This is a genomic window from Bradyrhizobium manausense, from assembly GCF_018130615.1.
Taxonomy (GTDB): Bacteria; Pseudomonadota; Alphaproteobacteria; order Rhizobiales; family Xanthobacteraceae; genus Bradyrhizobium; species Bradyrhizobium manausense_A.
Map to the genome: position 1 here is coordinate 699,177 of NZ_JAFCKB010000001.1, position 12,559 is coordinate 711,735.

General features: G+C 63.7%; 16 protein-coding genes. 7 read left to right on the forward strand and 9 right to left on the reverse strand.

What is annotated here, in order from left to right; genetic code table 11:
- Window positions 1-3: 3 nt before the first annotated feature.
- The 7 genes from JQ587_RS03235 to JQ587_RS03265 all read right to left on the reverse strand — a co-directional run bounded on the left by JQ587_RS03235 (window position 4) and on the right by JQ587_RS03265 (window position 6,266).
- Window positions 4-747, reverse strand: a complete 744-nt coding sequence (locus tag JQ587_RS03235) for an ABC transporter ATP-binding protein (RefSeq protein WP_212424385.1) — start codon at window positions 745-747, stop codon at window positions 4-6.
- Complete coding sequence (locus JQ587_RS03240; RefSeq protein WP_212424386.1) at window positions 744-1,742, reverse strand: branched-chain amino acid ABC transporter permease; 999 nt, start codon at window positions 1,740-1,742, stop codon at window positions 744-746. Before JQ587_RS03240 ends, JQ587_RS03235 begins: the two co-directional genes overlap by 4 nt.
- Window positions 1,739-2,614 (reverse strand): branched-chain amino acid ABC transporter permease, encoded by an 876-nt coding sequence (locus JQ587_RS03245; protein WP_212303395.1) that lies wholly within the window; start codon window positions 2,612-2,614, stop codon window positions 1,739-1,741. Before JQ587_RS03245 ends, JQ587_RS03240 begins: the two co-directional genes overlap by 4 nt.
- Window positions 2,615-2,739: 125 nt before the next feature.
- A complete protein-coding gene (locus JQ587_RS03250; RefSeq protein WP_212303396.1) occupies window positions 2,740-3,870 on the reverse strand; it encodes an ABC transporter substrate-binding protein in 1,131 nt (376 codons plus the stop codon).
- 55 nt (window positions 3,871-3,925) lie between these two features.
- Complete coding sequence (locus JQ587_RS03255) at window positions 3,926-4,801, reverse strand: shikimate dehydrogenase (protein WP_212424387.1); 876 nt, start codon at window positions 4,799-4,801, stop codon at window positions 3,926-3,928.
- Between the two features lie 143 nt (window positions 4,802-4,944).
- Entirely contained in the window at window positions 4,945-5,883 is a 939-nt protein-coding gene (locus tag JQ587_RS03260) for a LysR family transcriptional regulator (RefSeq protein WP_212303398.1), read from the reverse strand.
- Window positions 5,884-6,089: 206 nt separating this feature from the next.
- Window positions 6,090-6,266 carry a hypothetical protein gene (locus JQ587_RS03265; protein ID WP_212303399.1) on the reverse strand — a complete coding sequence of 59 codons (177 nt, stop codon included), beginning with the start codon at window positions 6,264-6,266 and terminating at the stop codon, window positions 6,090-6,092.
- A gap of 168 nt (window positions 6,267-6,434) precedes the next feature.
- On the opposite strand from JQ587_RS03265, the gene JQ587_RS03270 reads away from it, so the two are divergent.
- From JQ587_RS03270 to JQ587_RS03300, 7 genes are all read left to right on the forward strand, one after another.
- Window positions 6,435-7,163, forward strand: a complete 729-nt coding sequence (locus tag JQ587_RS03270) for a LuxR family transcriptional regulator (RefSeq protein WP_212424388.1) — start codon at window positions 6,435-6,437, stop codon at window positions 7,161-7,163.
- Window positions 7,164-7,248: 85 nt separating this feature from the next.
- The gene (locus tag JQ587_RS03275; RefSeq protein WP_212424389.1) at window positions 7,249-7,908 is read left to right on the forward strand and encodes an acyl-homoserine-lactone synthase; all 660 of its coding nucleotides are present in this window, start codon (window positions 7,249-7,251) and stop codon (window positions 7,906-7,908) included.
- A 1-nt stretch (window position 7,909) separates the two neighbouring features.
- Complete coding sequence (locus JQ587_RS03280; RefSeq protein ID WP_212303402.1) at window positions 7,910-8,128, forward strand: hypothetical protein; 219 nt, start codon at window positions 7,910-7,912, stop codon at window positions 8,126-8,128.
- Window positions 8,129-8,449: 321 nt separating this feature from the next.
- Window positions 8,450-9,367 (forward strand): branched-chain amino acid ABC transporter permease, encoded by a 918-nt coding sequence (locus tag JQ587_RS03285; RefSeq protein WP_212424390.1) that lies wholly within the window; start codon window positions 8,450-8,452, stop codon window positions 9,365-9,367.
- Window positions 9,364-10,308: a branched-chain amino acid ABC transporter permease gene (locus JQ587_RS03290; RefSeq protein ID WP_212303403.1), complete on the forward strand. Its 945-nt coding sequence runs from the start codon at window positions 9,364-9,366 to the stop codon at window positions 10,306-10,308. The genes JQ587_RS03285 and JQ587_RS03290 overlap by 4 nt, the downstream gene beginning before the upstream one ends.
- Window positions 10,301-11,068, forward strand: a complete 768-nt coding sequence (locus JQ587_RS03295; protein ID WP_212303404.1) for an ABC transporter ATP-binding protein — start codon at window positions 10,301-10,303, stop codon at window positions 11,066-11,068. Before JQ587_RS03290 ends, JQ587_RS03295 begins: the two co-directional genes overlap by 8 nt.
- A complete protein-coding gene (locus JQ587_RS03300; RefSeq protein WP_212303405.1) occupies window positions 11,061-11,774 on the forward strand; it encodes an ABC transporter ATP-binding protein in 714 nt (237 codons plus the stop codon). The genes JQ587_RS03295 and JQ587_RS03300 overlap by 8 nt, the downstream gene beginning before the upstream one ends.
- Window positions 11,775-11,949: 175 nt before the next feature.
- On the opposite strand, the gene JQ587_RS03305 is transcribed toward JQ587_RS03300, so the two are convergent.
- Together JQ587_RS03305 and JQ587_RS03310 are read right to left on the reverse strand one after the other, a co-directional pair.
- Complete coding sequence (locus JQ587_RS03305) at window positions 11,950-12,291, reverse strand: hypothetical protein (protein ID WP_212424391.1); 342 nt, start codon at window positions 12,289-12,291, stop codon at window positions 11,950-11,952.
- A gap of 46 nt (window positions 12,292-12,337) precedes the next feature.
- Window positions 12,338-12,559 (reverse strand): hypothetical protein, encoded by a 222-nt coding sequence (locus JQ587_RS03310; RefSeq protein WP_212303407.1) that lies wholly within the window; start codon window positions 12,557-12,559, stop codon window positions 12,338-12,340.

Below are 12,559 nucleotides of genomic sequence, written 5' to 3' on the forward strand. Positions count from 1 at the left end.
ACCTCAATGTCCGAGATAGGCTTCGATCACGGCGGGGTTCTTGCGCACCTCGTCCGGCCGGCCCATCGCCAGCACCTTGCCTTCCGCCATCACCATCACGCGTGAGCACAGCGACATCACGAACTCCATGTTGTGCTCGATCACGACGAAGGTCGCGTTCTTCTCGCGGTTGATCGCGACCAGCCGCTCCTTGAGGTCAGACAGCATCGTCGGGTTGACGCCGCCGGCGGGCTCGTCGAGCAGCACCAGTCGCGGCCCGCCCATGAAGGCCATGGCGGCATCGAGCAGCTTTTGCTGTCCGTAGGAGAGGCCGCCGGCGGGCTCGGCTGCGAGGTGGTCGAGCTTGAAAAAACCGATCATCTGGTTGGCCGCGTCGGTCAGTCCGGCATCGGAGCGGCCGACCAGGCGCGAGGCCATGTTGCCCTGATGCTCCTGGCCGGCGAGGATCAGGTTCTCGCGCACCGAGAGTTTTGGAAACACCTGCAAGAGTTGGAAAGTACGGCTGACGCCGAGCTTGTTGAGCTCGGAGGGGCGCAAGCCGGTGACGACCTTGCCGTCGAGCTTGACCTCGCCGCCTGACGGCGTGAGCTGGCCGAGGATGCAGTTGAACAGGGTCGACTTGCCGCAGCCGTTCGGGCCGATCAGGCCGAGGATCTCGCCCTCGTGGACGTCGAACGAGACGCCGTCGACGGCGCTGATGCCGCCAAAGTTCTTCTTGATATTTGTGACTTCGAGCACCGCACTCATTGCGCCGTCTCCAGGCGGGACTTGGCAACGGCGCGCAGCGCTGAGGCTGCCTTGGTGCGCCGTGCGGCCATGTAGCGGTCGAGAATTCCCAGGATGCCGGTCGGCGACCAGATCAGCAATGCCATCACCGCGATCGCATAGAGCATCAGATAATAGCCCTCCGTGAAGCGCAGCCATTCCGGCAGCAGCACCGCGATCATCGCTCCCAGGAACGGGCCGAAATAGAAGCCGGCGCCGCCGACGATCACCATCATCAGGAGGTCGAGTGAGAGCGACAGGTTGAAGGGAACGGGGTCGATATATTGCGTCAGCGGCGCATAGAGCGCGCCGGCCACGCCGCCGAGCGCCGAGCCGATCGCAAAGGCCATCAGCGTGTAGCGGCGGGTGTCGATGCCGAGTGACTGCGCACGCAGCGGATTCTCGCGCAGCGCCATGAAGGCGCGTCCCCAAGGCGATCGGATCAGCCACCACACCGCGACCGAGACGATCGCGAGCGATCCGAGGCAGACATAATAGAATGGCAGCGGCTTGTTGGTCGCGATGCCGAAGACGTGCGGCCGCGGAATGTTGGAGATGCCGTAGATGCCGCCCGTGAGCCAGCTCTCGTTGCGGAACACCAAAAAGGCCAGCGTCGAGAACGCCAGCGTGACGAAGGCAAGGTAATGATGCTGCACGCGCAGCGCGGGATAGCCGAGCACCCAGCCGACTGCGAAGCTGAGCACGATCGCAGCCGCAATCGCTGCCGGCAGCGGCCAGCCATGCGTCGTCATGATCGCCGCCGCATAGGCGCCGATGCCGACGAACGCGCCCTGCGCCAGCGAGACCTGTCCGGCATAGCCGAGCGTGAGGTTGAGCCCCATCGCGGCAATCGTCATCACCGCCCACTGGCTCAGGATGAACAGGCCGTAGCGGTTGAAGTTCATGGGGACGACGATCAGGCCGGCAATGACGATGAGGCCGAGCGCGATCTTCAGGGGTTTGGCGAAGCCGCTCATACCGTGCGCTCCTCGGCGCGGCCGAGCAGTCCTTGCGGCCGGAACAGGATGACGACGATCAGGAAGATCAGCGGCACCGCGGCGCGATACTGCGTCGAGACATAGGAGGCCGCGAGATTGTCCAGCACGCCGATCAGAAGGCCGCCGGCGATCGCGCCGCGGACCTGGTTGAAGCCGCCGACGATCGCCGCGATGAAGGCCGCCTGGCCAAGCACCTCGCCGGAGGAGAATTTTGCCAGATAGATCGGCGTGATCAGCAGCGAAGCCAGCGCGACCAGGAAGGCGTTGATCAGGAAGGTGAGCAGGATCATGCGCTCGACGGGCACGCCGATGATGCGCGCCACCGTCGGGTTCTGGGCTGCCGCCTGCATCTGGTGGCCGAGTGAAGTGCGGTTCAGGAGCGTGGTCAGGCCGAATACGGCAAGGATGGCAACGACCAGGACGCCGATGCTTTGCAGCGAGACGGCGTGGCCGAGCACGGAGATGTCACCGGTCGGCACGATCGACGGGAAGGGCGAAGCCTCTGCGCTGAAGAACTGCTTGACGGCCTCCTTGATGCCGATCGCGAGCGCCATGGTCGCGATCGCCAGCGGCAGAACACCATGGCGCATCATCGGGTCGACCAGCAGCATCTTGAAGGCGAGGCCCAGCAGGATCATCGACAGCAGAATGCCGAGGATGATCGCGAGCCAGAACGGCGCGCCGACATGCATCGCCGCCAGCATCAGGAATGCCGGCAGCATCACGAACTCGCCTTGCGCGAAATTGATGGTCTGCGAGGTCTGCCACAGCAACGTGAAGCCGACCGCGACCAGCGCATAGATCGCGCCGGTGGCCAGTCCCGCGACCAGAAGATCGAACAGATTGGACATTTTCCCCTCTTTCTTCTCCCTCTCCCCGCTTGCGGGGAGAGGGTCGGGGTGAGGCTCCCCCTCACCCGGAATTTGCTTTGCAAATTCCGGCCTCTCCCCGCCTGCGAGGAGAGGCGAAGAACGCCTCACTTCATCTTCGGCAGCACCTGCTTCACGACCTGCTTGCCTTCGACGACCTCGACCAGAAAGCTCTGGCGATCGATGTCGCCGTTCGCATCGAAGGTGACGTCCATCAAAATGCCCGGCTCATCCGCGGCCTTGATCGTCAAGCCGTGGAGCGTGTCGGCGAAGGCTTTGGGATCGACCTTGCCCATCTTCTCGGTGGTGGCCTTCACCATGTAGACGGCGAGGTAGCCCTTCAGGCCGTTATGGTCGGGGACATAGTTGTACTTCTTCGAGAAGCGGTCGCGGAAACCCTTGATCAGGTCGACTGGGGCATCCGTGGTGAGACCGACATGGCCGCGGGCGCCGTTGGCGGCGTCGCCGGCGAGCTCGATCACCTTTTGGCCGATCAGCGTGGTCTCGCCCATCAGCGGTGCGGTGACGCCCTGGCGCTTCAGCTCCTTCAGGATGCGCGCGCTCTCTTCCTCGTTGAGATAGACGAAGACGGCGTCGGGATTGGCAGCCTTGATCTTGCCGACGTCGGCGGCGAAATCGGCCTGGCCCGCCTCAGTGGAGAGGTCGGCGACGACCTTGGAGCCGAGCCGCTCGAGCTCCTTGATGACGACGTCGCGTCCGCCGCGACCGAAATCGTTGTTGACCCAGACCACCGCGACCGACTTCGCCTTCATGTCGTCGTGGATGTACTTTGCCACCTTCGGCATCGAGGATTGCTGGCCGAACGAGGTGCGGAACAGGAACTTGTTGCCGGCCTGCGTCAGTTCGGCAGCTTCGCCGCCCATGATCTGCGCGATACCGGCTTCGGCTGCGAGCGGCGCGGTGACCTTCACGGATCCGGAATAGCCGGGCCCGAGCAGCACATAGGGTTCTGCGTCGAGTGCTTTTTGCACCTGCGCGCGGGCGACGCCGGGATTGGACTGCGAGTCGGCATGGGTGACTTCAAGCTTGCGGCCGAGCACGCCGCCCTTGGCGTTGATCTCCTCGATCGCGAGATCGATGCCGTTCTTCCAGTTGGTGCCGACGGTGGCGCCGCCGCCAGAGAGCTCGGCGACGTCGGCGAGCTTGATCGCCTGTGCGAAGGCGCCCGTCGTCGTGATTGCAGTGAGCAGCGCGCCCACCAGTAGCGTTGATTTCATCGTCCTCTCCTCCCGTTTCAATTTTGCAAGCGGCCTTGTGTCCGGCCGCTTCGCCTCAAGCTGCCTGATAGGCGGCGCTGCGCGCAGCCATCACGGCGTCAAAAGCCTCTCCCATGACTTCGGTCGACGGGGCAAGGCCGGTGAACAATTCGAAGGCGTCGGCGGCTTGGTAGATTGCAAGCTCCCGGCCGGTCATGACGCGCGCGCCCTTCTCTTGCGCTGCGGCAAGGAGCGGCGTGATCAGCGGCGAATAGACGGCATCCGCGACCCACAGGTCTGCACGAAGCAGCGCCGGCGGCACCGGCGTGTTGCGGTTCGGCAGCATGCCGACCGGCGTGCCGTTGACGAGGCCGGTGGCGCCATCCAGCGCGCTCTCGACGCTGGTTACGACTCTTGCGCCTGTGGCGTTCAGGAGCGAGGCAAGCCTTTCGGCCCGCGCCGGCTCACTGTCGAAGATGCGGATGTCGGAAACTTTTCGGTCCGCCAGGGCAAAGGCGATCGCCTTGCCGACGCCGCCGGCGCCGATCACCGCCACCGCGTTGCCTGATGGCGTCAGCAGCGGTGATACCGCACGGGCAAAGCCCGTGGTGTCGGTATTGTGGCCGATCAGCCGGCCGTCCTTCACGACCACGGTGTTGACCGCGCCCATGGCGGCCGCGCCCGGCGCCAGCGCGTCGAGCAGCGGTACCACCGCCTCCTTGTAGGGAAAGGTGACGTTGACACCGGCAAAGCCGAGCCGCCGCACGCCTTCGAGCATCATCCTCAGCCCGGTCGCATCGGCGCCGGCGACCTCGATGAGCTGATAATGGCCGCGCAGTCCGAGAGCCTCGGCGGCGCGCTCGTGCATGGCGGGAGAGGCGGAATGAGCGATCGGCGCACCGATCAGGCCGGTCAGGAGCTTTTTGGGGGCAGCGGGGGCGCGGCTAGACATGATCCACTATCGTCTCTTGATAGGCTTTTGGGGCGCGTTGATGTCCGGCCATTAGCGGAGAAATCCGCGCAATTCCAAGAGGGACGATAGTCATTCCCCTGCCTAACACAATTACTCATTTATCCGACAAACCTAACATTATGTTATTTCCTCCGTCCGCGCGCTGCGGCGGCCTTGCCGGGGCCGCGGGACGGTTCGACCGCGCGCATCTCGGCGCGCAGGGCCTCGATGAAATGCTCGACATGGAGCGACAGCGGCGCGCCGCGCTTGACCGCGATGTAGGTGTCGAACCGGGTCGGTTCGGTGATCTTGATCAGCTCGATCCCGGGATAGCCGCCATGGGCGACCGTGAACTGGTCGATGATGGCGATGCCGAGCCCGGCCTTCACCAGCGCGCAGACCGTGGTGCCGAAGCGCGCGCGGATGGTGATGTTGTACTCCAGCCGGTTGCGCGCAAAAATCTCGGCCATGATCCGGCCATAGGGGTCGTTGGGATCGATGCCGATCAGCGGGTAGCGGGTGATCTCGGCGGCCGAGACCTGCTTGCGCCCGGCGAGCTCGTGGCCCGGCGGCACGATGCAATAGAGCTCGCCAGAGGCGAGCGGCATGAAGTCGAGCCCGGAGTGCTCGAGCCGGTAGCTCATCGCCACGCACTCGCCGCGGCCGAGCATCAGATAGTCGATCGCTTCCTCGAGCTTGAGGATGTTGATGTCGATGCCGAGATCGGGATAGCGGCGGCGGACCCGCTCGATCGCGCGCGGCACCATCACCTGCGAGATGCTGGGCACCGAGCCGATGCGCAGCTCCGACAATCCGCCGCGGCCGATCTTGGAGATGATCTCGGAGAGATCGTCGACCTTCTTGTAGACGCCGTTGATCTGCTCGAAAATGTTCTCGGCTTCCGGCGTCGGGAAGTAGCGGCCGTTCTGGCGCTGGAAGAAGCGGATGCCGAGCGAGCGCTCGGTGTATTTGACAAGCCGGCTGATCCCCGGTGCCGATACGTTCAACAGCTTTGCCGCGCCGCCAATGGTGCCCGTCACCATCACGGCACGGATCACTTCAACCTGGCGCAGGGTCATCATGGTCTTGGCATCCGAAAGACGATCGTGGCGGCGATCATCTCACGACAACCGTGATGTCATCCAGCGGCAAGTGGGCTCTGATCGAAGTGGGAAAGGATGGGCAACGTCGCAGTCAGATTGTTTCAACCAAGGTCAGCGCGCTCAAAACGAAGGGCATCGTTGCACAATCGGCTGCATCGGGGGGGTATCCGCTGCGACCTGCGCGGCTAGCCCGCGGGTTTTTCCGGCGAGACGCTGTCGACGAGCTTCGGGCGTTCGCTTTGCAGCACGTCGCGCGCGAACTCGATGATCTTCTGCTTGTTTGCCGTATCGCGGACGGCGAAAAACACGCGGTTCAATTCCAGGCCAAGCACGCTGTTGAGCGCGATGTTCTCATCTTCCATCGTGGTTTTCCCGCTCTAGAAGCGTTGGGTGTAACTGGGCGTCACTTCCTCCACAAGTAGATTAAATCTTCGGTGCGAGTGCCACACCGGGAAATTACGGATGCAGTGAATTGAGGCGGCCGCCCAAGACGTGCTATATCGAGCGGCGAGGAGGCAGGAAACGCACCAATGTCCGCCGTGGATTATGGCCGCGAAGCGCTGGACTTCATCGAAGGGCTGGGAGCCTATGACAGGGTTCCGGATGCGATGGATGCGCTCGCCATCACCTTTGGCCGCTATGGCTTCGAGCACATCATCGTCACCGGATTGCCGAATCCCGATCAGCGCTTTTCCCAGATGGTGCTGGCCAAGAAATGGCCGGCCGAATGGTTCAGCCTCTATACCGAAAAGAGCTACGATCGCGTCGATCCCGTGATTCGGAAGTGCCGCCAGACGGTCAATCCGTTCGAATGGTCGGAAGCGCCCTATGACGCGGAGTTCGAGCCGGGTGCGGTGGAGGTGATGCGGCGCGCTGTCGATTTCCGCATGTCGCGCGGCTTTGTCGTGCCGATCCACGGCTTGACCGGGTATGAGGCCGGTGTCTCGCTCGGCGGCGTTCATCTCGATCTCAACGTCCGCAGCAAGCCGGCCCTGCATCTGATCGCGATGTACGGCTTCGATCACATTCGTCGTTTGCTTGCACCGTCGCCGCATCCGTCGGCACGCTTGACCCCGCGCGAGCGCGAGGTGATCGCCTGGGCGTCGCAGGGCAAGTCGGCCTGGGAAATCGGCGAGATTCTGAACATCACGCAGCGCACCGCGGAAGAGCATCTTGCAACCGCTGCGCGCAAGCTCGGCGCCGTCAACCGGACGCATGCGGTCGCGATCGCGATCCGCCAAAGAATCATCAATCCCTGAAATCGTCGCCTACTGGGAAATTTCCCAATAGTCGATTTGGCCTTTTTCGCTGAGGCTGCCCCCATTTCAAACTATGGGGGAGTTCATGATTCATGTGATTTCTGCCGTCAACCGGCACCTCTACGAGGATGTCCTCGAGCAGCATTTCCGGGTACGTCACGAGATTTTCGTCGAAGAGCGGAAATGGGAGGGGCTGCGCAAGCCCGACAGCCGCGAGATCGATGCCTACGACAATGAGGACGCGATCTATTTGCTGGCCCTCGAGAACCGCCGCGTGCTCGGTGGCTCGCGCCTGTATCCGACCACCAAGCCGACCATGATGAGCGACGTGTTCCCCCATCTCGCCGCGGTGCGTGGCTGTCCGGTAGACCCGCAGGTCTGGGAGTGGTCGCGCTTCTTCGTGACGCGCGAGCGCCGTGATGGCGCGTTCAATCTGCAACTGATGGCGGCGGCGCAGGAGTTCTGCCTCGATCAGGGCATCGAGCGGCTTTGCCTTGTCATGGAGACATGGTGGCTGCCCCGTTTTCAAGACATCGGCTTTGTCGTCACGCCGCTGGGATTGCCGGCCTTGATCGAGGACTCCTGGACCATGGCCGCGACCATCGAGGTCCGCCAGGAATCGCTGAACATCGTGCGCGACCGTATCGGGATGAAGAACGTCGTCCATCAGGACGGACCCCGTCTCGATTGCCTCGCCCGTGCCAACCTCTGCGGCCGCACAGCCGCGCAACGAAAGAGCGCCTGAAATGTCGAATATGATGCGGGACAGCCAGATCATGGCGGAAACCAAGGACGAGAATCTCGGCTACATGTCCGACATGGCGCTCGAGCTGGCGCAGATGGCCGAAGATACCGGGCTGGCAACGCTGGCCTACCTGTTCCGGATGGCGGCGCTGGAGGCCTCGACGGCCAACAGCGAACTCAACGAGCCGGACGATTTTCCCCACCAGGTCACGTCGCACTAGACGTCGCCCTTTCATCCGGGCCTCGCGCGCACCCCTCTCCCTGGAAAACGGGGGGAGGGTTATCGTTTGGGTGCGGCAGGCTGCCTCACCCTGTGCGGAGCCTTTGCCGGGCGGGTTCTGCAGGGACGAATTTACAAGGGTGATTTCGAGCGCATGCACCGGCATGCAACAAAGTGCATGTTCAATGTCGAATCGCTCTTGCCTCGGAACGATACTGCCATTACCCATTTTTCCGCCTTGAAGAGGCGGGGGGAGCTCTTTCACTGATGGCGACTGTGTTCGAACATCGGCGCGTGTGCGTGTGCGCCTGAAAGAGTCTTGATGCTGCTCGTTGTCGAACAGTTCTTGAACGGATTGCAATTCGGCCTGCTGCTGTTCCTGCTCGCCGCCGGCCTGACGCTGGTGTTCGGGATCATGGATCTCGTCAACCTCGCGCACGGCTCGCTCTATATGATGGGCGCCTATTTCGCCGCGACCTTCGCCGCGTGGACCGGGAGCTTCCTGCTCGGCGCACTGCTGGCGCTCAGTGCGACCCTCGTGCTTGGCATCGTGCTGGAGATGAGTGCGCTGCGGCATCTCTACGGCCGCGACCATCTCGACCATGTGCTCGCGACCTTCGGCCTGATCCTGTTCTTCAACGAGGCTGTGCGGCTGATCTGGGGCCCGGCGGGCCTGGCGCTGCCGCTCCCGGCCTGGCTCACCGTGCCGGTGCCGATCCTGCCCGGCATTCACTATCCCGCCTATCGGCTTGCGATCATCATCGTCGCGCTGCTGGTTGCGCTGCTGCTCTATCTCGGCGTGATGCGCACCCGCATCGGTATGCTGATCCGCGCCGGCGCCTCCAACCGCGAGATGATCGGCGCGCTCGGAATCAACATCAAGCTGCTCTACACGTTGGTGTTCGGGCTTGGCGCCGCGCTCGCAGGATTGGCCGGCCTGATGCAGGCGCCGATCCTCACCGTGCAGATCGGCATGGGTGAGAACATCCTGATCCTCGCCTTCGTCATCATCGTGATCGGCGGCATCGGCTCGATCCGTGGCGCCTTCCTCGCCGCGATCTTCGTCGGCATGATCGACACGCTCGGCCGCGCCTTCCTGCCCAACCTGTTGCGGCAGGTGCTGAGCGGTGCCGCGGCCTCCACTGCCGCGCCCGCGCTGTCGTCCATGCTCATCTATCTGCTGATGGCGATCGTGCTGGTGGTGCGGCCGGAGGGGCTGTTTCCGGCCAACCGTCGATGAAGACTTTCTCGGTAAGCAAGGCCGTCACGGCCGTGATGCTGGCGGGCCTCGTGCTGCTGCCGCTCTATTCCTATCTGTCCGGCAACATCTTCATCCTGACGCTGTTCACCCGCATCGTCATCCTGGCGCTGGCGGCGGCGAGCCTCAACCTCATCATGGGGTTTGGCGGCATGATGAGCTTTGGTCACGCCGCCTATCTCGGCATCGGCGGCTACGCCGTCGGCATGCTCGCGCAGGAAGGTGTCGGAAGCGGCTTCATCCAGTTCCCGGTCGCGCTCGCGGCCTCTGCAATTTACGCGCTGGTGATCGGCGCGCTCTCGCTGCGAACGCGTGGCGTCTATTTCATCATGATCACGCTGGCCTTCGCGCAGATGGCTTATTACGTCGCCTCGGGCCTTGCGCGCTACGGCGGCGATGACGGCCTGACCGTCTACAAGCGGAGCGACTTCTCCGGCCTGATCAACCTGTCGAACCGCACGCAGTTTTATTATCTCTGCCTTGCCTGTCTGTTCGGCGTGATCTTCCTGATCTGGCGCATCGTCAATTCGCGCTTCGGCCTCGTCGTGCAGGGCCTGCGCTCCAACGAGCAGCGTATGCAGGCGATCGGCTTTCCCGCCAAGCGCTACCAGCTCGTCTGCTTCGTCATATCAGGCACCATGTGCGGCCTCGCCGGCGCGCTGCTCGCCAACAATACCGATTTCGTCAGCCCGGCCGTGATGTACTGGACCCGCTCCGGTGACCTCATGGTGATGGTGATTCTCGGCGGCATGGGCACGCTGTTCGGCCCCGTCATGGGTGCGGTGGTCTATCTGCTGCTGGAAGAGTTTCTGTCGCAGATCACCGAATATTGGGCACTGATCATGGGCCCGCTGTTGCTGCTGATCGTGCTGTTCGGCCGCGGCGGCATCATGGGCCTTCTGGGGAGGCTCAATCGTGGCTGAACCGCTGCTCCGCGTCGAAAAGCTGGTGCGCCGTTTCGGCGGCATCGTCGCGACGGACAACGTCTCGCTCGACGTCGCGGCCGGCGAGTTGCACGCCATCATCGGTCCGAACGGCGCCGGCAAGACCACGCTGATCAGCCAGCTTACCGGGCACCTCGAACCGCATTCCGGCAGCGTCTCGCTGGGCGGACGGGACATCACTTATCTGCCGGCCTATCGCCGCTGCGCGCTGGGCCTCGCCCGCTCATTCCAGATCACCTCGCTGCTGCTCGACTTCACCGCCGCCGACAATGTCGCGCTGGCGGCGCAGGCGCATGCAGGTCACTCATTCCGCTTTTTCGCCAATGCGCGGAAGGAGAAGGGCCTGCGCGATGCCGCGCACGCCGCGCTCGACCGCGTCGGTCTGGCTCATCGCGCCGATGTTCTGGTGTCGAAGCTCAGCCATGGCGAGCGGCGCCAGATCGAGCTTGCGGTCGCGCTCGCCAGCAAGCCGAAGCTGCTGCTGCTCGACGAGCCGATGGCCGGGCTCGGCGTCACCGAATCGCAGGGCATGGTGAAGCTGCTGCAGGAGCTGCGGAGAGAAGTCTCGATCGTGCTGGTCGAGCACGACATGCCGGCGGTGTTCGCGCTCGCCGACCGCATCTCGGTGCTGGTCTATGGCCGCGTCATCGCGTCCGGAGATCCCGCGGCGATCCGCGCCAACGAGGACGTCAAGCGCGCCTATCTCGGCGACCAGCATGTGGTGACGCACCATGGCTGATACGCTGCTCGACGTCGACGGCATCGAGACCTGTTACGGTCTCAGCCAAGTGCTGTTCGGCCTGTCCCTGTCGATCAGGCCGGGCGAGATGGTCTCGCTGATGGGCCGCAACGGCATGGGCAAGACCACGACGATCCGCTCGATCATGGGCCTGACGCCGGCACGCGCCGGCAGCATCCGCTTTGCGGGTACGGAGGTCCGGCAGCTGCCGTCGTACCGCATCGCCAAGCTCGGCATCGGCCTCGTGCCCGAGGGCCGCCAGATCTTTCCGAACCTCACCGTGCGCGAGAATCTCGTCGCGGCCGCCGCCGACCGCTTTGATAGCGCCAATCCCTGGACGCTCGCCGCAATCTACGTGCTGTTCCCGCGCCTCGCCGAGCGCGCCGCCAACATGGGCAATCAGCTCTCCGGCGGCGAACAGCAGATGCTCGCCATCGGCCGCGCGCTGATGACCAACCCGAAACTCCTGATTCTGGACGAAGCCACCGAGGGTCTCGCGCCGTTGATCCGCGAAGAGATCTGGAATTGCCTGTCGTTGCTGAAAAGCCGGGGCCAATCGATCCTGGTCGTCGACAAGAACGTCGACCACCTCGCCCGCATCTGCGATCGCCACTTCATCATCGAGCGCGGCAAGACGGTGTGGAGCGGCACGTCGAACGAGCTGATGGCCGAGCCGGATCTGCAGCACAAATATTTGGGGATTTGAGGCGGCGTGAGGCGCGGAAAGGTCCGTGCCGCGAACGCGCCGTCGTCCTGGCGTAAGCCAGGACCCACCGCGTGATCTATCGGTTGCAGCCGCAATCAGTCGCGAACGACCGGTCGTCCCCAAACCTCTCCATGGGGTAATCGGTCCTGGCTTTCGCCAGGACGACACCGGTCTCTCACCAATAAATACCGTGCCGATGCAATTCGCGGATCACGCGTGCCGCGGTGGACGGCTGGCGGTGCTTCGGCTTGGCGGTCTGCGCGGGCGTTGCGGCCGGCACTGTTGCGGCTTGTGCTGGAACTGCCGGCTGGCTTGACGCTGGTGTGGTGGTCGCCGTCTGGACATTCGCCTGCGGCGTTGTGGTCGGAGCCTGCGTTGCTTGCGGCGGGGCCTGAGTTGCCGGCTGCTCGGTCGCCTGGCTCGCGTTGGTTGCAGCCAGGCTCAGGCTGCGTGAACCGCCGGCATAGGCTTGACCTGCCAGCAGCGACAACGTCGCGATCAGGATCAGCTTGCGCATGGAAACCCTCCCTTTGGTCAGTCCGTCTGACCTGACTTGCGCGCCGTCAGCGGGCGAGGCGGTGGGTGCCGATCTCAAGCAGGGTAGCCCGGCAGGACAGGCGATAGATCAGGCTGAACAATTGACCCAACATGATCGAACTCCACTGTTGATCATGGGAGACAACAATAAACCTCGCGCCTTTCACGCGGTTTTCGTGGCGCAGGAAAATGGCTTCGTCGAAGACCGGCGTGATGTCGTCGGAACAGATGGCATGAAGTCGCCTCAC

What these genes read in the sequence shown, in the direction of transcription:
- JQ587_RS03245 (WP_212303395.1), bottom strand. Translation starts at nt 2,614, where the DNA reads ATGTCCAATCTGTTCGATCTTCTGGTCGCGGGACTGGCCACCGGCGCG.
- JQ587_RS03255 (WP_212424387.1), bottom strand. Translation starts at nt 4,801, where the DNA reads ATGTCTAGCCGCGCCCCCGCTGCCCCCAAAAAGCTCCTGACCGGCCTG.
- JQ587_RS03305 (WP_212424391.1), bottom strand. Translation starts at nt 12,291, where the DNA reads ATGCGCAAGCTGATCCTGATCGCGACGTTGTCGCTGCTGGCAGGTCAA.
- JQ587_RS03265 (WP_212303399.1), bottom strand. Translation starts at nt 6,266, where the DNA reads ATGGAAGATGAGAACATCGCGCTCAACAGCGTGCTTGGCCTGGAATTG.
- JQ587_RS03270 (WP_212424388.1), top strand. Translation starts at nt 6,435, where the DNA reads ATGTCCGCCGTGGATTATGGCCGCGAAGCGCTGGACTTCATCGAAGGG.
- JQ587_RS03280 (WP_212303402.1), top strand. Translation starts at nt 7,910, where the DNA reads ATGTCGAATATGATGCGGGACAGCCAGATCATGGCGGAAACCAAGGAC.
- JQ587_RS03235 (WP_212424385.1), bottom strand. Translation starts at nt 747, where the DNA reads ATGAGTGCGGTGCTCGAAGTCACAAATATCAAGAAGAACTTTGGCGGC.
- JQ587_RS03275 (WP_212424389.1), top strand. Translation starts at nt 7,249, where the DNA reads ATGATTCATGTGATTTCTGCCGTCAACCGGCACCTCTACGAGGATGTC.
- JQ587_RS03290 (WP_212303403.1), top strand. Translation starts at nt 9,364, where the DNA reads ATGAAGACTTTCTCGGTAAGCAAGGCCGTCACGGCCGTGATGCTGGCG.
- JQ587_RS03240 (WP_212424386.1), bottom strand. Translation starts at nt 1,742, where the DNA reads ATGAGCGGCTTCGCCAAACCCCTGAAGATCGCGCTCGGCCTCATCGTC.
- JQ587_RS03260 (WP_212303398.1), bottom strand. Translation starts at nt 5,883, where the DNA reads ATGATGACCCTGCGCCAGGTTGAAGTGATCCGTGCCGTGATGGTGACG.
- JQ587_RS03285 (WP_212424390.1), top strand. Translation starts at nt 8,450, where the DNA reads ATGCTGCTCGTTGTCGAACAGTTCTTGAACGGATTGCAATTCGGCCTG.
- JQ587_RS03250 (WP_212303396.1), bottom strand. Translation starts at nt 3,870, where the DNA reads ATGAAATCAACGCTACTGGTGGGCGCGCTGCTCACTGCAATCACGACG.
- JQ587_RS03300 (WP_212303405.1), top strand. Translation starts at nt 11,061, where the DNA reads ATGGCTGATACGCTGCTCGACGTCGACGGCATCGAGACCTGTTACGGT.